The following is a 21,503-nucleotide window of genomic DNA, read 5'->3' on the forward strand; positions in this document are numbered from 1 at the left end:
GGATCAGTGGCGTGTTGTCGGCCGGATGAAGGACTGGATGGCGGTGGCCGCGGCTCCGCGCGCCCACTCGTCGAAGGGAAGCGGGTGGGTCCGCAGGTCGCACTGTGCGGCCGTGCCGAACGCGGACGCGGCGAACGTGTCGCGGATCTGCTCGGCGAACAGGTCGTAGGCGGCAAGGCCCTCCCCGGAGATGATCACGCGTTCGGGTCCGAACAGGTTGGCGACGGTTCCGATGGCCCGTCCGATCGCCTCTCCCGCGCGGGTGTAGACGTCGCGGGCGCCCTGGTCGCCCCGGTGGGCCAGGTCAAGGGCCGCGGCGGCGTCGGCGACGGCCACGCCGGTCGCCTCGCGCACCGCGGCGACGATCGCGGAGTCGGCGGCGATGGCCTCGACACAGCCGCGGTTGCCGCAGTGGCAGAGCGGCCCGGCCGGGTCGATGACCACATGCCCGATCTCGCCCGCCACCCCGTGGGCGCCGGAGACGACCTGCCCGTGCACGACGAGACCGCAGCCGATGCCGGCGCCCACCGTCACCAGGGCGAAGTCGGACAGTCCCACGCCCGCGCCGAACCACTGCTCGGCCACGGTCAGCGCGCGGACGTCGTTGTCGACGGTGACCGGCAGTCCGGTGGTCATCCCCATCAGCTCGGCGAGCCGGATGTCGCGCCATTCCAGGAAGGGCGAGTAGCGCACGACGCCGGCCGCGCGGTCCACGTCGCCCGAGACCGCCAGTCCGAGACCCAGCACCGGCACGCCGAACCCGCTGGCCTCCGCGAGCAGTTCGCGCACCAGCTCGGCCGCCGCCGTCAGGACCCGCCGGGGTTCCCGGGCGGTCAGCGGCAGATGCCGGGCGGAGCGGATACGGCAGCACAGATCGGTGAGCACGGCGATGATCTCGTCGCCGGTGATCTTCACGCCGATGAACAGCGCCCGTCCGCCGTCCACCCGCACGGGGTTGGCCGGGCGGCCCAGGGACGGGCGGGCCTCCTGGCCCGGGTCCTCGGCGTTCTCGACCAGATAACCGGCCTCCATGAGGGGCCGGACGGCCTTGGTGACCGCGGCCGCCGACAGCCCCGCCCGCCCGCCGATGTCCGAGCGGGTGAGCGGACCGTGGGAGAGCACGGTGGTGAAGACCTGCGAGGCGGCCGGCGTGTGCGCCGGGAACGCCTCCGTCCGGGGAGTCGGCGGCATGGCCCCGGAACCTAGGACCCTTCTTTTCCGCTGTCAATAAAAGAAGCAAGAACCCTCTGAGGAGGTGCTGTCAGCCGCCCATGGCCCTCTTATGCGGTCCCGTGGGCGAAAGTTGGCGGGCGGCACAGGGACAGGGGTTGCCGGGGGCTTGCGCCGGTCAGGGAGCCATGTGACATAGTACTGACGTGACCGAGCGACTGACCTGCGATGTCGTGGTCGTCGGCGCCGGCATGGTGGGCGCGGCCTGCGCCTGGTATGCCGCCCGTGCCGGGCTCGACGTCGTGCTCGTGGACCGCGGGCCCGTGGCCGGCGGCACCACCGGGGCGGGCGAGGGAAATCTGCTCGTCTCCGACAAGGCACCCGGACCGGAGCTGGAACTCGCCCTGCTCTCACTGAGATTGTGGGCCGACCTCGCCAAGGAGCTGGGACCGGCCGTCGAGTACGAGGCCAAGGGCGGTGTCGTCGTCGCCTCGTCCCCCGAAGCGCTCACCGCCCTCACCGACTTCGCCGCCGGGCAGCGGGCGGCCGGAGTGACCGCGGTGGAGGTCGGCGCCGAGGGGCTCCATGAGCTGGAGCCGCATCTGGCGCCGGGACTCGCGGGCGGTGTGCTCTACCCGCAGGACTGCCAGGTGATGCCGGCCCTCGCCGCCGCCCATCTGCTACGGGCGTCGGGCGCCCGGCTGCTGACCGGCCGGACGGTGACCGAGGTGCCGCGCACACCGAGTGGGGCCGTGCGCGGAGTGCGGACGGACCGGGGGATGATCCTCGCGGGGGCGGTCGTGAACGCCGCGGGGACCTGGGGCGGGGAACTGGCCGCACGGGCGGGTGTGCGCCTGCCGGTGCTGCCCCGCCGCGGATTCGTCCTCGTCACCGAGCCGTTGCCGCGCAGGATCCGGCACAAGGTGTACGCGGCCGACTATGTCGCGGACGTGGCGAGCGACTCCGCGGCCCTCCAGACCTCGCCGGTGGTCGAGGGCACGGCCGCCGGACCCGTCCTGATCGGCGCGAGCCGCGAACGGGTGGGGTTCGACCGGTCGTTCTCGCTGCCGGCGGTGCGGGCGCTGGCGGCGGGCGCGACCCGGCTCTTCCCCTTCCTGGAGCGAGTGCGGGCGATGCGCGCCTACTCGGGCTTCCGGCCGTATCTGCCCGACCATCTGCCCGCGATCGGCCCGGATCCGCGGGTCCCGGGCCTGTTCCACGCCTGCGGCCACGAGGGCGCCGGGATCGGACTGGCCACCGGCACCGGACAGTTGATCGCGCGGCTGCTCGGCGGCGGGGTGCCCGAACTCGACCTCGCGTCCTTGCGTCCGGAGCGTTTCGAACAGGAGGACCGATGAACCCCCTGAGCTCCGCGCGGCCGTGGCCGCACCCCGCCTTCACGGTCACCTTCGACGGCCGCGAGATCCAGGCCCGGCCCGGCTGGACGGTCGCCGCCGCGCTGTGGGCGGCGGGCATCACCTCCTGGCGGACGACCCGGTTCGAGGGCCGGCCGCGCGGGGTCCTCTGCGGGATCGGCGTCTGCTTCGACTGCCTGGTGACCGTCAACGACCGGCCGAACCAGCGAGCTTGCCTTGTGCCGGCGCGCCCCGGCGACGCGATCCGCGCACAGGAGGGGACCGGGTATGCGGACTGACCTCGCGGTGATCGGCGCGGGCCCGGCGGGGCTGGCCGCGTCACTCGCGGCGGCGGCGCGGGGCGTACGCGTCACCCTGGTCGACGCCGCGCCCGAGGCGGGCGGCCAGTACTACCGGCAGCCCGCCGCCTCGCTCGGGGCACGGCACCCGCACCGGCAGGGGCGTGCCTGGAGCCGGCTGCGCGAGGGGCTCGGCCGGCACATCGCCGCCCGGCGCATCGATCATCTCAGGGATCATCATGTGTGGTGCGTGGAAGCGGAGTCCTCGGGCTTCGCCGTGCACGCGCTGCTCGGGCCGGAGCAGGAGGAGCCGGTCGTCGTGCGCGCCGCGGCCGTGCTGCTGGCCACCGGAGGCTATGAGAAGGTGCTGCCCTTCCCCGGCTGGACCCTGCCCGGGGTCGTCACCGCCGGGGGCGCCCAGGCCATGCTCAAGGGCGGACTCGTGGTGCCCGGGCGCCGGGCGGTCGTGGCCGGGACCGGGCCGCTGCTGCTGCCGGTGGCGACCGGGCTCGCGGCGGCGGGGACGACGGTCGCCGCGCTGGTGGAGTCCGCCGACCCCGGACGGTTCGCCCGGCAGGCCCGGGCCCTGGCCGCGGGGCCCGGGAAGGTGGTCGAGGCGGCGGGGTACGGGGCCCGGCTGCTGCGCCACCGGGTACGGGTCCTTGTCCGCCACACCGTGGTCGAGGCCCATGGCACCGGCCGGCTGGCGGCGGTGACGGTGGCCGCGCTCGACGCCGACGGTCGCGTACGGCCCGGCACCGGGCGCCGTATCCCCTGCGACTCCCTCGCCGTCGGGCACGGCCTGCTGCCGCACACCGACCTCGCCGAGACCTTGGGCTGCCGTGTCGACGGCGGCCGCGTGCACGTCGACGACGAGCAGCGCACCGACGTCCCCTGGGTGTGGGCGGCGGGCGAGGCCACCGGTGTCGGCGGCGCGGCGCTCGCGCTCGCCGAGGGGCACCTCGCCGGGCGGTCGATCGCCGCGCGGCTCGCGGGCGCCGCACCCGATCCACGCGGTGGGGAGCGCGCCGCCGGGAGCCGGGCCGCGCTCAGGAGGTTCGCCGCCGCGCTCGACCGTGCCTACGCGCCCCGCGTGGGCTGGGCCGAGCAGGTCACCGACGACACGGTGGTGTGCCGTTGCGAGGAGGTGCGGGCCGGGGCCGTACGGGAGGCCGTCCGTGATCTCGGCGCCGGCGATCTACGGACCGTCAAGCTGCTCACCCGGGCCGGGATGGGCTGGTGCCAGGGCCGGATGTGCGGGCCCGCGGTCGCCGGGGTGGCCGGATGCGCGGAGGCGGTGACGCGCAGACCCTTCGCCCGGCCGGTGCCGTTGGGCGTGCTCGCCCGGGATCCGGAGGAAGGGCAGGGGCGAGAGGAGCGGTCACAGCGGGAGGGAGGGCAGCGACGACAGGAGCGGTCACAGCGGGAGGGAGGGCAGCAGCAAGCGGAAGGGCTCAGTTGAGGTGCAGGGCACCGACACTGAGAGTCGAGGTACCGACCACCGCAAAGCGAGGGGCAGGACCATGGCCACAGGTAATATGTCACACACCATCCAGGGGGATCGCCCATGACCGTCCCGCAGCACCGGCCCTGGCACGGCGTCCTCGTGGCCACCGCGCTGCCGTTCACCGACCGGCTCACCGTCGACCACGGCAGATTCGCCGAGCACTGTGCCTGGCTCGTGGAGCACGGCTGTGACGGCGTCGTGCCGAACGGTTCGCTCGGCGAGTACCAGGTCCTCACCCCCGAGGAGCGCGCCAAGGTCGTGGAGACGGCGGTGTCCGCGGTCGGCGGGGCGCGGGTGATGCCCGGGGTCTCGGCGTACGGATCGGCGGAGGCCCGTCGCTGGGCCGAGCAGGCGCGCGACGCCGGCTGTGCGTCGGTGATGCTGCTGCCGCCGAACTCCTACCGCGCCGACGAGCGGTCCGTGCTCGCCCACTACGCGGAGGTCGCGAGGGCGGGGGTGCCGGTCGTGGCGTACAACAACCCGGTCGACACCAAGGTCGACCTGGTCCCCGAGCTGCTCGCGAAGCTGCACGCCGAGGGGTTCGTCCAGGCGGTCAAGGAGTTCTCGGGTGATCCCCGGCGCGCCTGGCGTCTCGCCGAACTGTCCCCGGGACTCGACCTGTTGATCGGTGCCGACGACGTCCTGCTGGAACTCGCGGTCGCGGGTGCCAAGGGATGGGTGGCCGGCTATCCGAACGCACTGCCCCGGGCGGCGGTGCTGTTGTACCGTGCGGCGGTCGCCGGCGACCTGGACACCGCGCTCCCGCTGTACCGGCAGTTGCACCCGTTGCTGCGCTGGGACTCACGGGTGGAGTTCGTCCAGGCGATCAAACTGTCGATGGACGTCGTCGGTCGGTACGGCGGTCCCGTGCGCCCTCCGCGGGTCCCTCTGCTTCCCGAGCAGGAGAGAGCCGTCCGGGCCGTCACGGAACAGGCCGTGGCCGCGGGACTCGGCTGAACCGGCGCACCGAGCGGAAGGAGACCGGTCATGCGCAGCAAGCTTGTCCTGCACGCCGTCGACTCCCACACCGAGGGGATGCCGACCCGGGTGGTCACCGGGGGCATCGGCACGATTCCCGGCGCCACCATGAACGAACGGCGGCTGTGGTTCCGTGAACACCGCGACGACCTCAAGCGGTTGCTGATGAACGAGCCGCGCGGACACGCGGCGATGAGCGGCGCGATCCTCCAGCCGCCCACGCGCCCCGACTGCGACTGGGGCGTGGTCTACATCGAGGTCTCGGGCTATCTGCCGATGTGCGGACACGGCACGATCGGCGTGGCGACGGTGCTCGTGGAGACCGGGATGGTCGAGGTCATCGAACCGGTGACCACCATCCGCCTGGACACCCCGGCGGGTCCCGTCGTCGCCGAGGTAGCCGTCGAGGGCGGTGCCGCGAGGTCCGTCACCCTCCGGAACGTGCCGTCCTTCTCCGTCGGTCTCGGCCGCAAGGCCACCCTGCCGGACGGGCGGACGGTGACGTACGACCTCGCCTACGGCGGCAACTTCTACGCGGTCCTGCCGCTGGAGGAGTTCGGGCTGCCCTTCGACCGCTCCCACAAGGACGACATCCTCGCGGCGGGGCTGGCGCTCATGGACGCCGTCAACGCGGAGCAGGAGCCCGTCCATCCGGAGGACCCGACGATCCGCGGCTGCCATCACGTCCATCTGTACGCGCCGGGAGCCACCGCGCGGCGGTCCCGGCACGCCATGGTCATCCATCCGGGCTGGTTCGACCGGTCCCCCTGCGGCACGGGCACCAGCGCACGCATGGCCCAGCTGCACGCTCGCGGTGAACTCCCCCTGCACACCGAGTTCGTGAACGAGTCCTTCATCGGGACGCGGTTCACGGGGCGGCTGCTCGGCACGACGGAGGTGGCCGGCCTGCCCGCGGTGCTGCCCAGTTTCACGGGACGGGCGTGGGTGACCGGCACGGCGCAGTACCTCCTGGACCCTCAGGACCCGTTCCCGGCGGGGTTCGTCCTGTAGCCGGACGGGGCCGCACACCGTCGCTCCCCCGCCTGGGATACTCGTGGTGCGTGACATTGCACCATCTGCCGAACCGGCCTGTGCGATGCCCGTTCCCGCACCCCACAGGTGCCCGTACAAGGAGACACCCCATGGCCGCCCCGCGCACTGGTTCGCCGTCCGCCGCTCCCGCCCTGCCCACGCTGGGCGGCAAGAAGAGCAGCTATCGCGAGCGGGTCGCCGACGCCCTGCGCGCCGCTCTCGTCGCGGGAGAGCTGCGCCCCGGCGAGGTCTACTCCGCGCCGACTCTCGCCGCCCGCTTCGGCGTCTCGGCGACCCCGGTGCGCGAGGCCATGCTCGATCTGGTCAAGGAGGGTCTGGTCGACACCGTGCCCAACAAGGGTTTCCGGGTCACCGCCGTCTCCGAGAAGCAGCTCGACGAGTACACCCACATCCGCTCGCTCATCGAGATCCCGACCACGGTCGAACTGGCCGGGAGCGCGGACCGTGTCTCGCTGGAGGCCCTGCGGCCGGCCGCGCGGGAGATCGTCTCCGCCGCGGCCGCCGGGGACCTCATCGCCTATGTCGAGGCCGACACCCGCTTCCACCTCGGTCTGCTCTCGCTCGCCGGCAACGCCCACCTCGTGGAGGTCGTCGGCGATCTGCGCAAGCGGTCCCGCCTCTACGGGCTGACCGCTCTGGTGGAGGCCGGCCGGCTGCTCGCCTCGGCGCAGGAGCACCTCGAACTCCTGGACGCCCTCCTGGACGGGGACGAGGAGGCCGTACGGAAAGTGATGACGCGGCATCTGGGCCATGTGCGGGGCCTGTGGGCGGCCCACGGCGAGGACGCCCGGCACGCGAGCGGGGGGTGAAGCGGACGGGCCGCGGGGCGACCGGCGCCGGCCCGGGTGCGGGAACGGTCACCCGAGTGGCACTGTGGGCCTTGCCCGTGTGATCGGAGGCCGAACACCGTGACCGTCATCGCCTGGATCGTCGAAGGCACCTGGCCCGCCTGTGTGGACGCCGCCAGGGCCCATGCCCCCGAGCACGCCGACATCACGCTGCTGCATGTCGCCGACCCCTGCGCGCCGGGCGCCGCCCACGGCGCCTACGCCGGTCTGCTCGGCCGCGCCCACCCCGCCCGCGACCCCGGGACCGCGTTGGAGCACCTGGCCTCGGCCGCCGGCGAACGGCTCCTGACCGCGGCCGCGGAGCGCCTGGGACGGCCGTGCGCCCGGCAGGAGCGTACCGGCCGCGTCGAACGGGAGGTCGTGGCCGCCGCCGAAGGCGCCGATCTGCTCGTCCTCGCCCGGGACGGCGACCGTTCCCGCCTGGGACCCCACAGCCTCGGCCCCGCGAGCCGCTTCGTCGTCGACCACGCCCCCTGCCCGGTCCTGCTCGTCTGGCCCGAACCGGCCCCCAGCACCGCCACCATCCCCCCGGCCCCGCCTCACCCGCCCCACCACCGATAGATGCACGGCGCGGACTCGAAGGGGACCCGCAGTTACCCGGTCTCCACCCCGGTTCTGCGCCGCGCCTACATCCACCCCGCGTCGTACGACCGGGCTCCGGAGAGTTGCTCCTCGGTGAGGGCCGACGGATCCGGCCTGCTGACCACCGCCCAGTGCTTCCCGACGGGGCAGCGCGCACAGCGCGTGGACGGGGTGAGACGTAGGGACTTGATACCGAAGAACGGTATCCATGTAGCCGTGTAGAGATGTCCCGCCGCGCACCGCACGATCGACTTCCTGACCATGTCTCCCTGCCCTCTTGGCGCCTCAGAGGGACGTGACCTTGAAACTGCTGCCGTTGCGCGGACCGAGTCGGGCCGTCACCCGCGGCCGGCTGCGTGTGTCGTCCCGCACGGTGAACTCCCCGGTTCCCACGCCGAGTCGGGCCGAGCGCCGGCCCTTGTAGCGGAAGAACACGGCGATCTCGTGGTCTCCTGGTTCGACCGGCACCTCCGTCGTCCCCCACCTCGCGGGCCGCTCGACGCCGTCGATCTCCACCACCGGCCTGGTGAAGGCACGGTGGAACGCCAGCGCCACCAGCGACGGACGGATGTCGACGACAACGTTCACCATGACCATCACCATTCCTTGCCTGGTTGCCTGTCTGCTTGATGACGTCGATTTGCCGCCCTGCCCTGACATGGCTCACGCCGACGAGGACAGCACCGACTCCGGTCGGAAACCCCTCGCGATGCCGATCAGGCTGCTCGCCATGATCAGTACGGTCACCCCGCCCGCGTACCACAGCAGCCTTGTCGGCCCCAGGGGGTCCAGGGCGATGGCCATCGCCAGCAGGGCGCCGAAGCCCGGCAGCATCGCGGCCAGGCTGACGAGGCCGCCGCCGTTGCCCGCAAGGGCGCCGGCGCCGGGCTGGGACAGGCGCGGGAACAGCAGGTTGAGCAGCAGGGCGAGGGCCGCGCCCGCCCAGGTGGCCAGAAGTGGGAGCACAAGGGCGAGGGTCAGATAGCCGGCGTCCGGCCTGAGGCTGTCGTGATGCAGGGCGCTGGACAGCGCGAGAGCGAGCGCGCCGAGCGTACTCATCACCGCCCACTGCCCCGTCGTGACGACGAGTGCATAGCCGAGGAGTCCGCCTGCGATGCTCGCCGGGTTGTACGGGGCGCCGAGCATTGCCTCAAGCGCGCCGACACCGGCCTCTGCGCCGACCACGTTGCGCACCGCGAGGCCCGCGCCGACCGTGCCGTGCAGGGCGACGACGCCGGGCATCAGGACGAGTAGCAGCCCGGCCGCGACCGTGTCCCCGTGCGCCCCGTAGTGCAGGCCGAGCCGGGCGCTGCCGGCCGCGCCGTTCATGTCCGAGTCGTCGGACAGAAGGGGCAGGGCCACCACGGAGGCGACGGTCAGCACGAAAGGCAGGAAGACCGTGGCGAAGTTTCGCAGCCGCTCCCGCCTCATCCGCCACAGCAGCGCGGACATCAGGATCCTGGCCTGGATCACGCCCCAGGGCAGGCTACGTCGCGTCACGGGATGCGCCTTCCGTCTGCAGTTGCTCGTACACGTCCTCCAGCGGGTTCCGGGCGGGTACCACTTCCCGCACGCCGATGCCTTCGCTCACCAGGTCGGCGACCAGAGTCTCCGCCGCCCCCTCGTCGGGCACCTCCACGACTACGGCGCCCGGCTGCCGCTCGTAGCGGTGGCCGAGTCGGTCGAGGACCGCCGGGAGGTCGCCGGAGCCCCGGATGCGCAGCCGGTAGGCGCTCCCGAGCAGGGCGCTGCGCAGCGCGGCCGGCTCGCCTCGCCCTGCGACACGTCCGGCCTGCAGCACTGTCACGTCGTCGGCGAAGCGGTAGGCGTCGGCCAGGGCGTGCGTGGAGACGACGATCGTGCGTCCTTGGTCCGCCCACGTCCGCAGCCAGGTGATGAGCCGGTCCGTCGTCGCCGGATCGAGGCCCGACATCGGCTCGTCCAGGAGCAGAATCGGCGGTTGTCCCAGGAGCGCCTTGGCCAGGCCCGCTCGCTGGTTCTGGCCGCGGCTGAGGCTGCCGATGCGGCGGTCCGCGAGCCTGGTGAGGCCGAGCAGGTCCAGGACGTCCGCGATCCGCTCCTCGGAAGGAGCCGGTGGCAGGCCGAGGACGCGTGCCCAGTACCGCAGGTTGTCCACGACACTCAGCCGCGGCGCGAGCGCGGAGCGGTGGGTGGCCAGGGCGATCAGGGACTTGACCTCCGCCCGGGCGTTCGGGTCGGCGCCGTCCACGAGGACGGTTCCCTCGAAGGGGGCGAGAATCCCGGCGAACACACGGAACGCCGTTGTCTTTCCTGCGCCGTTCGGGCCGAGCAGTACGTGAATTCCCGTACCGTATTTCAGGTTGACGTCCCGGAGCACCGGTCGCCCCCGGTAGCCCGCACAGACATTGAGGACTTCCAGCTCGGCCACCGGTTCAACGTAGCACTGCCGAAGAGCGTTCGACTGAGCTGTCATCCGTCCCCTCCTCAGCGAAGAGTTGCTCGCTCTGAGCTCCCTCGCCGGGCGTCGCGGCCCGCGACGTACGCAGCAGCGGCATCGACGCGACGACCGAGCAGCCGATCATCACGAGTGCGAAGCTCCACAGGCCCATCAGCAGGATGATCGAGCCGTGCAGCAGGATGTCGAGCACCAGGCCCACCTCGCGCCGGCGGTCCGAGCCCAGGATGCAGATGGCGATGAGGAGCTCGACGACGAGCGCGCCCCAGGTCATGTCCTCGTAGGGGCCTGCTACCCGGCCGCCCGGGCGCGACTGTCCGTCATGCGTCTACGTCGGCACCGTCGCGGCATGTACCACCGCCTGTATCCACTGTGGAGCCTGCTGCACGAGGCGTACCCCCAGGACGCCCTGCCCCGGAACCGCATCAGTCCGTGGGCTACGCTGCGCCGGTCGCACGGAGTGGACCGCCGCTACTACCGCCGGGCCATCGAGTGCCGCGACGGGTCGGTACGCATCAGTCCTTACCTCAGCCGGCGGACGGAGATGACAGCCACGAACCTCTCCGCGTCATCGGCCGATCTCCTGGCTGACCGATTGTGTGCGGCCCTCGCGGCCCAGGCGGAAGACCGGGAAGCGCCGCACGGCGCAGTCGCCGTGGCAGTACCGCAGGCCAAGGGCCTGGACGCGGACGTACGACAACTCGTCATGCTGTCGGACGCGCTGCGCCGTAGCGCCTCACACCGCACCGAGCGGGAAAAACGAACGGAAGACCAAGGGAGTCGGCGTGGCTGACATTCTGATTACCGCAGGACACATGCTCCTCGGACCCGGTGACGAGCACGTGGAGGACGCCGCGGTCCTCATCGCCGGGAACACCATTGCCGCCGCCGGCCGACGCACCGACGTCCAAGCGCAGGTCGGGCCAGGCCACCGGACGCTGTCCTTCCCGGACGCCACCGTGCTTCCCGGTCTCATCGACTGCCACGTCCACTTGGCCTTCGACGGCAGTTCCGATCCCGTTGGCTCCCTGCGCGAGAGCGACGACGCGGCACTCCTTGGGGACATGGCGACCCGCGCCCGGCAGCTTCTGGACTCCGGCATCACCACCATCCGCGATCTCGGTGACCGCGGCGGCCTCGCCTTCCGCCTCCGGGACGAGACAGCGGCATGCCGACAGGCCGGACCCCGGATCCTCGCGGCCGGCACACCGTTGACCTCGCAACAGGGCCACTGCTGGTTCCTCGGCGGCGAGGTCCAGGGGGCCGGGGAGATCAGGGAAGCCGTACGACGCAACGCACGGCAGGGCTCGGATGTGATCAAAGTAATGGCAACCGGCGGCGGCCTGACCCACGGCGGCCCCGCCATCTGGGAGCCTCAGTTCACGACGGAGGAACTCGCTGCAGCCGTCGAGGAGGCCCGCCGGGCCGGCCTGCCGGTCGCCGCCCACGCGCACGGCACCGAGGGAATCGCCGCGGCCATCACCGCGGGCGTCGACACCATCGAGCACTGCACCTGGGTCACGGAGGGCAGCGGGGTCGATCTGCGCGAGGACCTCGTCGCACAGATCGTCGCCAAGGGCATCCGCGTGTGCCCGGCCGCCCACCCCAACTGGCGGTCCTTCGCCGAGCGGATCGGCCCCGAACGGGCCCGGGAACTCTTCTCTCCCGCACGCCGGATGGCTGAACAGGGCGTACGCCTCATCGCCGGCACCGACGCGGGCGTACCACGCTCCGGCTTCGGCGGCCTCGCCGCCGGCCTGGAGTTCTTCGAGTACATCGGGCTGTCCAGGATGGAGGTCATCGCCTCCGCCACGATCGAGGCGGCGCGCGCCCTTGGCATCGCCCACGACACGGGGCGCCTGTGTCCCGGATACCGGGCCGATCTTGTGGTGGTGGGAGGCAACCCCCTCGATGCCCTCAAGGCCCTTCAAGACATACGGCTCGTCATGGCCGGCGGCCGAGTTCACCTGCCAGAGCAACCCCTCCACGCCGAGATCGGCCTCAGGCCGTGAGCACGACTCTCCACGCGTCAAGCTGGTTTACGAGGGTCTTTCTGTACTCGTAGTGGTTGATGAGAAGCAGGGCGGAGCAGACGACGGAGCAGGCCAGCCCCGCGTACAGCAGGGGCGGGGCCCAGAACCACACCTCTTCGGTGCCGTGGCCGCTGGTCCAGTGGCAGGTGATGGACGGAGGGAAGCGGTCCACGCGCACCGAGGTCAGGGTGTAGTCCCGTCCGGCATCCATGTACACGCCGTCGCCGGTCTTGTCCCCGCATACGTCAAGCGGGTTCGTGAAGGCGAGCCCGTAGAGGGTTCCGGCTCCATAGGCGGCGGTCGCTGCCGCGGTCCCGATCACAGCCCGGCGGGCCGGCTGCGAGGGGTTCCTCCTGGTCACCCAGAACGCGTACGGGAATGCCCCAACGGCGAACAGGAGGAGTGTGATCGCGGGTGGGCCGAAGAAGGTGCACACAGACGCCATGCACCCTGACGTTACTTCGGCCCGTGCTCGGGGGATGAGGGAGCCGTCGGCGTTTTCGAGGAGGTCGGTGCATCCAAATGTGGACGTGATCCGCTGATGGTCCGGCGCGAGGACCGACGCCGCCATCCCCTCGGCCCGCTGAGGCACCGGCGCAACTGCCCGCCGGTCTTGAACCACCAGATCACGCCCTCGAACTGCTGTCGCAGCCGCTCGGGGTACGGCCCGTACTCTCCGATCGGCAGGTATGGCTTGATGAACTCCCCTTCATCGTCAGTCAGTTGGATCAGCCCAGACCACGGTGGGCGGCCCACAACACCCCGGCACGGCTGGCGGCGTCGGAGACCATGGCCGCCAGTTCGGGATCATCGGGGACAGGGAACGAGACGTATGCGCCCCGACCACCACCGACTGGTCTGCCATAGGCCTTCACGGCGAGGTGACCATCCGGGAGCAGTCGGACGTTGAGTGTGGTCAGCGTGAACGCTTCACCGCGTCGAGTGTCCGTCCAGCGGAGCGCCTGCGGGATCGCGACATTGATCGCCAGAGCACTTACTTCCAGATCGCTGCTCATGGACGGATGATCTCACGCGAGTCGCCGCAGCGGACAAAAGTAACTGACCGGATGGCTGTCTTGACCTCCCAGGTCCGTCCCGGTCACGTAATTCGTCCCCTCAGGTCCATCCCATCGAAGAGCGCACCGACCAGGCTGACACTGGATGGAGGTGTCGAGCTTCATCGAGCGTCGGGTTCAGTGGCCGAGGCATCCGCTGCGATGTGGTCGAGGGCCCGGGTGGGCACCGCTCCGATGTGTGCTGCAAGCATTACACGCGGGAGGGATCCGCATTCCGGTCCTGCCCTGAGCCTGGTGCCATGACGCTGACGCCCACCCCTCGGAGGTCTTCACGGAGGGCGCGATGGCTGTCCGGCTGATTCAAGAGAGTCTCCAGGCAGAGGCAGCGTCTCCCTGGCCGTGCTTTCAACGGGCCGCCCGGTCCGCTCCCTTTCCAAGAGGTGATCACTGTGCCAGTCATGGGTGTGACCAAGTTCGAGCGGTTCTTCCGGACAGCGGCCGGGCTGACCGTCGACAAGGACGACCTCAAGCGTTACAGCGACTTCATCGACCAGAAGATCTATGACCTGTTCCTGATCGCCCAGGCGAAGGCGAAGGCCAACGGCCGCGACATCATCGAGCCGCAGGACTTGCCCATCACCAAAGGACTGCAAGAGAGCATCGACCTGTTCGAAGACCTCGACGAAGAGATCGAGCTCACGCCCCTGCTTGAGCAGATGGCCGCTCATCCTGCTCTGGAGACGTCCATCAGCGAGGAGACCAAGGGCAAGCTGCCGGCCGTCGCAGGCGGCCTGAGCGTCGCGATGGCCCGTTCCTTCAGGATCATCGACCCGGAACGCCGGCATCCCCTGACCCCTGATTGGGAGCAGGTCATGAGCCTGTTCGCCCTCTTGCTCTGACCGTGCGGCATCCCGGGACGGCGAGCCATGGTCAGGACACCCGTCGGCATCCCCGTGCTCGAACTAATCAGGAAGCGGCGCGATCCCGCGATCTCCCGGTCGCTGCGTCCCACGGTGGCCGCCGTGCTCGCGTATGTGGCCGCGCTGCATGTCTCGGCCGACCGGCCTCCGCTGCTGGCCCCACTGACCGCGGTACTCGTCGTCCAGGTCTCCCTCTACGCCACCCTGGTCACCGGGATCAAACGCATCGTCATCGTGATCGTCGGGCTGCTGATCGCTGTCTTCTTCACCAACCTTGCCGGCTTGACCTGGTGGAGCCTGGGGGTTTTGGTCTTTGTCTCACTGGCCGTCGGCCACCTCCTTCACCTGGGGTACCTGGTGCCGGAGGTAGCGGTCAGCGCCCTGCTGGTGCTCGGTGTCGTCCACCCGGCCACCAGCGCCCTCAACCACCTGACGGAGGCGCTGATCGGCGCTGGGGCCGGCGTCCTGCTGAACCTGGCGATTCCTCCACCTGCATACGTCCAACCGGCAGGCGAGGCCGTCCAGGATCTGGCCACCAGGATGGCCGGCCTGCTGCGTGAGGTGGCCCGGGAGGTGACCGCCGGGGCCGGCCGGGACCGGACAGAAGCCTGGCTGCGCTCGGCGCACCGTCTCGACCGGGAGATCATCCGGGTGGAGCGGGAGCTCGTGAGAGCGGAGGAGAGCATGCGGTTCAACCCGCGGGCCCGGCCCGTACGCCACGCCGCGCGGGTTCTGCGCAGCGGCCTGGACAGCCTGGAGCGCTGCTCGGTCAGCCTGCGCACCCTGTTGCGCTCGCTCAGCGACCTCGGCCGTGAACGGCAACCGCACGAGCCTCTGTACAGCCCAGATGTGGCAGCACTGCTGTATCGGCTGCTGACCCACCTCGCCGACGCCGTGGAACGCTTCGGTCTGGTCACCGCGGCGGTGGCGGTCGCCGAGGCCGAGCGCGCCGAGGCCGACCTCGTCCAGTCCTTGCTGGAGGCGCGTGAGGCCCGCGAACGCATCTCCGCGCAGCTGCGCACGCAGGACCCCCGCAACTGGGAACTCAACGGCACGGTGCTGGCCAACGCAGCCCACATCATCGAAGAGTTGGACAGCTCGCTTCAGTCGGCGTTGCGTCTGGACGAATTCAGCACCACGACGCGAACCCCGTAGCCACCCCCGACGGCACGGCCCGGGCCTCCGGCGGACGAAGACCTCCCGGCAACCTGGCCTACAACGGGTTCGCCCACGCTCCGGCGTCGGGAATCGCGCGCCCCGAGGGTGAGAAATCTCCGTCCCTTCCTCCGGAATCGCGGCCACGGGCCCCGCCCGGCGACGGCCGCCGCTGTCCCCGGGCCCCGCCCGGCGACGGTCACGGCTGTCCCCGGGCCCCCGCCCGGCGCCTTGGAATCCGTTCCGATGATCCTGTCCCAGCCGCCCGGACACAGAAGCTGAGCAGGACACTGGGATGGAGGGGGCCGGCTACGGCACGCGGCATGAGGAGCGATCATGCAGGACCGTCTGTTCCGCGACTGCAGGGACGCCGGTCGGATCCCTTCCGGGCTCCCTGACCAGCACCGGGGCGCCCCGGGACGCATCGTCCTGGGACTTCCGCACGGCGGAGTGCCGGTGGCCCACGAGGTCGCCATGGGGATCGATGCACCGCTCGGGTCTTCCTCGTCCGCCAGCCGGGAGTGCCCGGTCACGAGGAGATGGCGATGCCTGGCATGGGAAGGGTTCAGCGCCACCTCTCACCGTGAGCACACCCCATTGGATGAGGAGGACACATGTATCCGCTGAACAGCCGACGGCCGGAGCGTGTACCGGCCCACACCAACGAGGACGGCGACGGCGTCGTCGTCGGCGACGGGCCGGTCGCACTCGACGAGTACATCGACTTCCAGTGCCCGTACTGCCGGATGTTCGCCGAGTCGTCCGGGCCGGTGGTGGACCGTCTGGTCGCCGACGGCCGGATCACCGTCACGTACCACCCGGTGGCCATCCTCGACGACATGTCCACCACACGGTACTCCACCCGCGCCGCGGCGGCCTCGGGTTGCGCGGCCGACGAGGGCAGGTTCGTCGCGTACGCATACGCGCTCTTCGCCGGCCAGCCACCCGAGGGCGGCGCGGGGCTGAGCGACGACGAACTGGTCGCCCTCGGCGCGTCGGCCGGGCTGGGCGGTGCGTTCGCGTCCTGTGTGCGCGGCGGCCTCTACCGCGACTGGCCGCCGTACGTGACCGCACGGGCGGTCGAACGCGGCCTGCGGGGCACACCGACGGTACTGGTCGAGGGCACCGCCGTGCCGCCGTACCCCGGACCGGTGGTGACAGCGGTGGAGACCGCACTCCGCCACCCGGTCTGACGAGAGAGGAGACCCCCATGGCGGTGACGCTGAACCAGCGGGGATACGACCACGCGAAGAAGCTGGTGAAGGACGGGCAGGCGGTCCGGGACGACCGGGACGCCTGGAGCGAGCACCGGCCGTCGGCGGCGCAGGAGAACGCCTACATCGAGAAGCACGGGATCGACGGGTACGCCAGGTGGCACCTCGGGGTCGACGACGGGCACGGGGAGGGGACGAAGTCACGTTACAAGTTCCCCTACGGGGACCTGGAGCGGGTGCACCGCTGCGGAGTGCTCTCCGCGGAAGCGCGCGCCGCCCAGAACGACTACGCCGACATCGAGGTGGCCGCCGCTCATCTGCACGGGCTGTTGGACGGCTCAGCGCAGGACTGAGCCCGCTGAGCCCGCCCGTGCAGGGCGGGCGGAGGCACGCCGGGCGGCTGATCTGGTCGGGCCGCTCTGCCGCAGCCGCTCCGGCGTCGTCCGCCGGCCCGCGCCCGCGCTCGCGAACCGGCCTCGCATGTGCCGGCCGCCGTCACCGCCGGTGTGCTCGCAGGGCGACTGAGCTGCCCCCTTCTTGCACCGGCATGGTGAGGCGCAGCCATCCGTGCGCGCGGCGCCTCGGGTGCGGACCGAGTTCGCGAAGCCGCAATGCGTACCAGGTCGGGCTGCCACCCGGCCCGGACCGCACCTTCGGTGGGTACGGTCATCCCTGCCCGCCCAGCATGATCTTCCACACCCGGGTTGCCACCTGGAGGTTGAGCCGAGTGTCCACGTCGGCGAGATCACGGCCACCGATCTCGCGGATGCGCTGGAGCCGGTAGCGCAGGGTGCTGCGGTGGACGGCCAACGCGGCGGCGGTCTCATCGTAGTTACCGCCGCAGTCGAAGTACCGCGCGAGCGTTGCCACCATGTCCGTGCCGTGCCGCGCGTCGTAGTCGATGAGCCGGCCGAGCCACTCCCGCACGAACCCCTCGAGTTCCCGGTAATCGCTGCCGGGCCCCAGGATCCGGTACAGGCCCAGATCGTCGAAGAATGTCGTGCCCTCCCGGTCGCGCGAGTGCTGGCGCACCTCCAGCGCCCGCAGTGCCTCCTGGTAGCGGCGAGGAATGCTGCCCGGGGAGTCGCAGCGCGGACTCACTCCGATCGCCCCACAAGGTGTGCCAAGCTCTCGAGTCAGTGCCGCGTGCAGAGCATCGCCGTTCGGATTGACCTCCGTCAGCAGCACCACCCGGTCGTCACGGCGGGTCACCAGCGGTCGCAGACCCGCCGTGATCGCCGCTCGTTCGACACCCCGCGTGAAGGAGTCGTCGGCGGCCCCGCTTCGCCAGCTCACCACCACGACGTAGTGCGCCCGGTGCAGGTCGTGGCCGACGGCCGCGGACCTGGCGTAGGCGCTCGCCTCATCGGTGCACTCCAGCAGTTCGTCGAGGAGCTGTCCCCGCAGCCGCAGCTCGACCTCGGCCAGGTCGCGCTGATGCGTCAGCTCCGAGGTGAGCGACCGCAGCGCGTGGTCCAGCACGAATTCGGTGCGCTCGTCCGCCGTCTCGTCGGGGTCCACAATGCACAGCACGCCGAGGACCTCCCCCCGCGGCCGAGCCAGGACCACCAGCCGGTCCCCGACCCGGACCGGCCCCGTCCCACGAGCGACCTGCTGCAGCATCTCCTCCCGGCGCTCCGGGGTCGGCCTCGGATAGGGGCAGGGCCGTCCGGGGCCGGTCCAGGACCGCAGGTTCCCGAACCGGTCCTCGACCAGCGCCGGCAGACCGGTGAGCTCGTACAGGGCACGGGTGAGAGCGTCCTCGCCCCCGCCCAGCGCCGCGACATGGGCGAGCGCCTCGTACACGAACCGATGGTGGTGCAGCTCGGATCGCAGGGAACGCACCTCCCGCAGTCCGGCGGCCCGCTCGTCCCGCAGCCGACACAGCTCCCGGGCGTCCTCGGACTGCCGGCGTCGCGCGGCCGCCAGGGACAGGGCCGCCGAGGTGAGCCGTACCAGCGTGGTGATCAACTGGCGGTCCCGCCGGCCGGGCCGCAGCCGGGACGACAGCACCAGATAGCCCAGCAGGCGATCGGCCTCCCGCAGACCGAACGCCCAGCCCCAGCGCCGCTCGGGGAAGGCCACGGGACCGTCGTTCTCGGCCAGCTCACCTACCGCCCGGTCGACTGGCTCGCCGGCCTGCTCCTCGTTCAACGGGACCCGGACGAGTCGGTCGCCGGACATGAGGTAGCCGGCCTCGGCCCGGAACGGGCCGAGGGCACTGACGTGGGCCATGGCCAGCCACAGGATCTGGTTGCCGTTCGTGCTGCCGAACAGCTGGTGGGACAGCGCCAGCAGCCCGTGTGGGTCGAGGTCCCGGGGCAGCCGGTGGCATCCGTTGTGCTCGTCTTCCCGACGGGGAGCGCCGCCGACGGAACGGCTCTCCTCCTGGCTCGAGAGGCGATCGAACAATCCATGCGCGGAACAGTCGGCCATGAGATCACTTCGTTCGCACCGGCGTCGGAGAACCAGCTGGGCCACCTCTTGAGTACCCCGCTGTGTGCAGCCCATCCCGTCGGCTCGCAGCCGCGGCCTCGGCCTCACGTATCGACCGGGCACATCACTTTTCACTCCACCGGGCGCAGGCGCGGCGCCCCGGCCGGTTGCCACTCTGGGTGTGTGGAACCGCTCGGCGGACCGGGACAGGAAGGACTGGGCGATGAACCAGCAGGCCCGCAGGATCATCGTCTCCCACCCGAGCCGTCAGAAAGTCGAATGCGCGGTAGGCCCCCCGTCCGAACAGGGCTTTTCCGTGGACAGGGTGGCCGTCATCGGCCAGGATCTCCGTCCGGTCGAACAAGTGATTGCCCGCAGGGGGTACGGCAGGGCGGCGCAGCACGGCGCGGCCGGCGGTGTACTGCCCGGCGTGCTCATCGGCCGGATCTTCGGATTGCCGGACTGCGTGAACCCGGTGGTCTCGGGCCTGCTCCCCGCCCTGAGCGGTCGTCGGCGCCTGGTTCGGGCTGCTGCCTCATGCAGCGCAGGGGGTCGCCGAAACTCCGCCTCGGTGCGGTCCGAGCGGGCCGGCAGGTATGACGTCGTCGCCGACGAGGAGGCCGCGGACGAGCCGCCCCGGCCGCTCGCCGGACCGCTCGGGAGCGTCGGGGCGCGCACGCAGAGCGGGGCCTGGCGCAGCGGGCGGTCATACAGCGGTCCCGTCCCCATCTGAACGAGCGCGGAACAGCCCTCGGAGGACGAACGGTCACCGACGAACGTCGGCCCGCGCTGTGAAAGGAGTCTCCTCATGGCCAAGGCAGTCGGAATCGACCTGGGCACCACGAACTCGGTGATCGCCGTGTGGGAGGGGGGCGAACCGACCGTCGTGCCGAACAGCGAGGGCAGCCGCACGACACCATCCGTGGTGGCCTTCACCGACACCGGCGAGCGCCTGGTGGGCCAGCTGGCCCGCCGCCAGGCCATCCTCAACCCCAAGGGCACCATCTACTCGGCCAAGCGGTTCATCGGGCGGCGCTACGACGAAATCTCCGAGGAGGCCAAGGCCGTCGCCTACGACGTCGTCGAGGGGGACGGCGGGGCCGCTCGCTTCAAGGTGCGCGACAAGCTCTACTCGCCTGAGGAGATCAGCGCCCTGGTGCTGCGCAAGCTGGCCGACGACGCTTCCAAGCAGCTGGGCGAGCGCGTCACGGAGGCCGTCATCACCGTACCCGCCTACTTCAACGACGCTCAGCGCACCGCGACCCGTGACGCCGGCCGGATCGCCGGCCTGGAGGTGCTGCGGATCATCAACGAGCCGACCGCGGCCGCTCTCGCGTACGGCATGGACAAGAAGAACCACGAGACGGTGCTGGTCTTCGATCTCGGCGGCGGCACCTTCGACGTGAGCATCCTCGACGTCGGCGACGGCGTGGTCGAGGTGCGTTCCACGGCGGGGGACAGCCATCTGGGCGGCGACGACTTCGACCGCCGACTGGTCGACCACCTCGCCGATGGCTTCCAGAAGGAGAACGGCATCGACCTGCGTAAGGACCCGCAGGCGTTGCAGCGCCTGTTCGAGGCGGCGGAGAAGGCGAAGACCGAGCTCAGCTCTGTGACGCAGACGCAGGTGAGCCTGCCGTTCATCACGGCCGATGCCTCCGGGCCCAAGCACCTGACGACGACGGTCATGCGGTCCACCTTCGAGCAGATCACCGGCGACCTGGTGGAGCGGTGCCTCGGCCCGGTCAAGCAGGCCATGGAGGACGCCAAGGTCGGCGAGAGCGACATCGACGAGGTCATCCTCGTCGGCGGCTCCACCCGCATCCCCGCCGTCCAGGCGCTGGTGCGCCGGCTGACCGGCGGCAAGGACCCGAACATGACCGTCAACCCGGACGAGGTCGTGGCGTTGGGCGCCGCGATCCAGGCCGGGGTCCTCAAGGGCGAGGTCAAGGACGTCCTGCTGCTCGACGTCACGCCGCTGTCCCTCGGCGTGGAAACCGCCGGTGGCGTGATGACGAAGATCATCGAGCGGAACACCACCATCCCGGTCCGCCGTACCGAGACCTTCACCACGGCCGCCGACAACCAGCCCGCCGTCGACATCGTCGTCCTCCAGGGCGAGCGTGAGCTCGCGGCCGACAACCGGGTACTCGGCCGGTTCCAGCTCACCGACATCCGCCCGGCGCCCCGCGGCGAGCCTCAGATCGAGGTCACCTTCGACATCGACGCCAACGGCATCCTCCACGTCACCGCACGCGACAAGGACACCGGCAAGGAGCAGGGCATCACCATCAGCGAGAGCTCCAACCTCGATCGCAGCGAGGTCGAGCGCATGGTGCAGGAGGCCGAACGCCACCGGAGCGAGGACCAGTCGCTCCGCGAGGCGATCGATGCGCGCAACGAGTTGGACGCGATTGCCTACCAGGTCGAAAAGCGACTGGGCGAGCTGGGCGATGCCGCGCCCGCGCACGAGAAGGCCCGTGCCGAGATGCTGGTGGCG

The 21,503-nt window shown here is 71.2% G+C and carries 24 protein-coding genes and 1 pseudogene; 16 read left to right on the forward strand and 9 right to left on the reverse strand.

Annotation, left to right across the window (positions count from 1 at the left end):
• Positions 1 to 3: 3 nt before the first annotated feature.
• Positions 4 to 1,191, reverse strand: a complete 1,188-nt coding sequence (locus tag ACIP94_RS30230; RefSeq protein WP_402432567.1) for an ROK family protein — start codon at positions 1,189 to 1,191, stop codon at positions 4 to 6.
• 185 nt (positions 1,192 to 1,376) lie between these two features.
• Between ACIP94_RS30230 and ACIP94_RS30235 the strand changes: the two genes are divergently transcribed.
• The 8 genes from ACIP94_RS30235 (at position 1,377) to ACIP94_RS30270 (ending at position 8,014) form a co-directional block, all read left to right on the forward strand.
• A complete protein-coding gene (locus tag ACIP94_RS30235; RefSeq protein WP_402432570.1) occupies positions 1,377 to 2,528 on the forward strand; it encodes an NAD(P)/FAD-dependent oxidoreductase in 1,152 nt (383 codons plus the stop codon).
• A complete protein-coding gene (locus ACIP94_RS30240) occupies positions 2,525 to 2,824 on the forward strand; it encodes a (2Fe-2S)-binding protein (RefSeq protein WP_402432573.1) in 300 nt (99 codons plus the stop codon). The genes ACIP94_RS30235 and ACIP94_RS30240 overlap by 4 nt, the downstream gene beginning before the upstream one ends.
• Positions 2,814 to 4,286, forward strand: coding sequence for an FAD-dependent oxidoreductase (locus tag ACIP94_RS30245; protein WP_402432575.1), 1,473 nt, complete (start codon positions 2,814 to 2,816; stop codon positions 4,284 to 4,286). Before ACIP94_RS30240 ends, ACIP94_RS30245 begins: the two co-directional genes overlap by 11 nt.
• A 105-nt stretch (positions 4,287 to 4,391) precedes the next feature.
• Complete coding sequence (locus tag ACIP94_RS30250) at positions 4,392 to 5,288, forward strand: dihydrodipicolinate synthase family protein (protein WP_402432578.1); 897 nt, start codon at positions 4,392 to 4,394, stop codon at positions 5,286 to 5,288.
• A gap of 30 nt (positions 5,289 to 5,318) precedes the next feature.
• Complete coding sequence (locus ACIP94_RS30255; RefSeq protein ID WP_402432580.1) at positions 5,319 to 6,320, forward strand: proline racemase family protein; 1,002 nt, start codon at positions 5,319 to 5,321, stop codon at positions 6,318 to 6,320.
• A gap of 131 nt (positions 6,321 to 6,451) precedes the next feature.
• Positions 6,452 to 7,171 carry a GntR family transcriptional regulator gene (locus ACIP94_RS30260; protein ID WP_402432583.1) on the forward strand — a complete coding sequence of 240 codons (720 nt, stop codon included), beginning with the start codon at positions 6,452 to 6,454 and terminating at the stop codon, positions 7,169 to 7,171.
• A gap of 99 nt (positions 7,172 to 7,270) precedes the next feature.
• A complete protein-coding gene (locus tag ACIP94_RS30265; protein WP_402432586.1) occupies positions 7,271 to 7,771 on the forward strand; it encodes a universal stress protein in 501 nt (166 codons plus the stop codon).
• A complete protein-coding gene (locus tag ACIP94_RS30270) occupies positions 7,772 to 8,014 on the forward strand; it encodes a hypothetical protein (protein ID WP_402432589.1) in 243 nt (80 codons plus the stop codon).
• A 63-nt stretch (positions 8,015 to 8,077) separates the two neighbouring features.
• Here the strand turns inward: ACIP94_RS30270 and ACIP94_RS30275 are convergent, their stop codons facing one another.
• The 4 genes from ACIP94_RS30275 to ACIP94_RS30290 form a co-directional block, all read right to left on the reverse strand.
• Positions 8,078 to 8,383: a hypothetical protein gene (locus ACIP94_RS30275; protein ID WP_402432592.1), complete on the reverse strand. Its 306-nt coding sequence runs from the start codon at positions 8,381 to 8,383 to the stop codon at positions 8,078 to 8,080.
• A gap of 72 nt (positions 8,384 to 8,455) precedes the next feature.
• Positions 8,456 to 9,292 (reverse strand): hypothetical protein, encoded by an 837-nt coding sequence (locus tag ACIP94_RS30280; protein ID WP_402432595.1) that lies wholly within the window; start codon positions 9,290 to 9,292, stop codon positions 8,456 to 8,458.
• A complete protein-coding gene (locus ACIP94_RS30285) occupies positions 9,279 to 10,202 on the reverse strand; it encodes an ABC transporter ATP-binding protein (protein WP_402432597.1) in 924 nt (307 codons plus the stop codon). Before ACIP94_RS30285 ends, ACIP94_RS30280 begins: the two co-directional genes overlap by 14 nt.
• 4 nt (positions 10,203 to 10,206) lie before the next feature.
• Positions 10,207 to 10,503: a hypothetical protein gene (locus tag ACIP94_RS30290; RefSeq protein WP_402432656.1), complete on the reverse strand. Its 297-nt coding sequence runs from the start codon at positions 10,501 to 10,503 to the stop codon at positions 10,207 to 10,209.
• On the opposite strand from ACIP94_RS30290, the gene ACIP94_RS30295 reads away from it, so the two are divergent.
• Complete coding sequence (locus tag ACIP94_RS30295) at positions 10,402 to 11,022, forward strand: MAB_1171c family putative transporter (protein ID WP_402432600.1); 621 nt, start codon at positions 10,402 to 10,404, stop codon at positions 11,020 to 11,022. The two genes, ACIP94_RS30290 and ACIP94_RS30295, sit on opposite strands and share 102 nt — an antisense overlap.
• Positions 11,015 to 12,241: an amidohydrolase family protein gene (locus ACIP94_RS30300; RefSeq protein ID WP_402432603.1), complete on the forward strand. Its 1,227-nt coding sequence runs from the start codon at positions 11,015 to 11,017 to the stop codon at positions 12,239 to 12,241. Before ACIP94_RS30295 ends, ACIP94_RS30300 begins: the two co-directional genes overlap by 8 nt.
• On the opposite strand, the gene ACIP94_RS30305 is transcribed toward ACIP94_RS30300, so the two are convergent.
• The 3 genes and pseudogenes from ACIP94_RS30305 to ACIP94_RS30315 all read right to left on the reverse strand — a co-directional run bounded on the left by ACIP94_RS30305 (position 12,231) and on the right by ACIP94_RS30315 (position 13,278).
• Positions 12,231 to 12,707 carry a hypothetical protein gene (locus ACIP94_RS30305; RefSeq protein ID WP_402432606.1) on the reverse strand — a complete coding sequence of 159 codons (477 nt, stop codon included), beginning with the start codon at positions 12,705 to 12,707 and terminating at the stop codon, positions 12,231 to 12,233. The genes ACIP94_RS30300 and ACIP94_RS30305 overlap by 11 nt on opposite strands.
• A 149-nt stretch (positions 12,708 to 12,856) precedes the next feature.
• A pseudogene (locus ACIP94_RS30310) lies at positions 12,857 to 12,994 on the reverse strand (transposase); the annotation flags it as partial.
• Positions 12,991 to 13,278 (reverse strand): hypothetical protein, encoded by a 288-nt coding sequence (locus ACIP94_RS30315; protein WP_402432609.1) that lies wholly within the window; start codon positions 13,276 to 13,278, stop codon positions 12,991 to 12,993. The pseudogene ACIP94_RS30310 and the gene ACIP94_RS30315, both read right to left, overlap by 4 nt.
• Before the next feature lie 458 nt (positions 13,279 to 13,736).
• Between ACIP94_RS30315 and ACIP94_RS30320 the strand changes: the two genes are divergently transcribed.
• The 4 genes from ACIP94_RS30320 (at position 13,737) to ACIP94_RS30335 (ending at position 16,920) form a co-directional block, all read left to right on the forward strand.
• Entirely contained in the window at positions 13,737 to 14,177 is a 441-nt protein-coding gene (locus ACIP94_RS30320) for a DUF1931 family protein (protein ID WP_402432611.1), read from the forward strand.
• A gap of 27 nt (positions 14,178 to 14,204) precedes the next feature.
• Complete coding sequence (locus ACIP94_RS30325; protein ID WP_402432614.1) at positions 14,205 to 15,353, forward strand: aromatic acid exporter family protein; 1,149 nt, start codon at positions 14,205 to 14,207, stop codon at positions 15,351 to 15,353.
• A 614-nt stretch (positions 15,354 to 15,967) separates the two neighbouring features.
• Entirely contained in the window at positions 15,968 to 16,546 is a 579-nt protein-coding gene (locus ACIP94_RS30330) for a DsbA family protein (RefSeq protein WP_402432617.1), read from the forward strand.
• Between the two features lie 17 nt (positions 16,547 to 16,563).
• Entirely contained in the window at positions 16,564 to 16,920 is a 357-nt protein-coding gene (locus ACIP94_RS30335) for a hypothetical protein (protein ID WP_402432620.1), read from the forward strand.
• Positions 16,921 to 17,233: 313 nt separating this feature from the next.
• Here ACIP94_RS30335 and ACIP94_RS30340 read toward each other — a convergent pair whose 3' ends face one another.
• Positions 17,234 to 19,003, reverse strand: a complete 1,770-nt coding sequence (locus ACIP94_RS30340; protein WP_402432623.1) for a PucR family transcriptional regulator — start codon at positions 19,001 to 19,003, stop codon at positions 17,234 to 17,236.
• Positions 19,004 to 19,226: 223 nt separating this feature from the next.
• Here ACIP94_RS30340 and ACIP94_RS30345 point away from each other — a divergent pair, with 223 nt between their 5' ends.
• Positions 19,227 to 19,736, forward strand: coding sequence for a general stress protein (locus ACIP94_RS30345; protein ID WP_402432626.1), 510 nt, complete (start codon positions 19,227 to 19,229; stop codon positions 19,734 to 19,736).
• Positions 19,737 to 19,811: 75 nt separating this feature from the next.
• The coding region (gene dnaK, locus ACIP94_RS30350; RefSeq protein ID WP_402432629.1) for a molecular chaperone DnaK at positions 19,812 to 21,503 on the forward strand (1,692 nt) is incomplete at its 3' end.

Source organism: Streptomyces sp. NPDC093261 (assembly GCF_044753645.1).
Classification (GTDB): Bacteria; Actinomycetota; Actinomycetes; order Streptomycetales; family Streptomycetaceae; genus Streptomyces.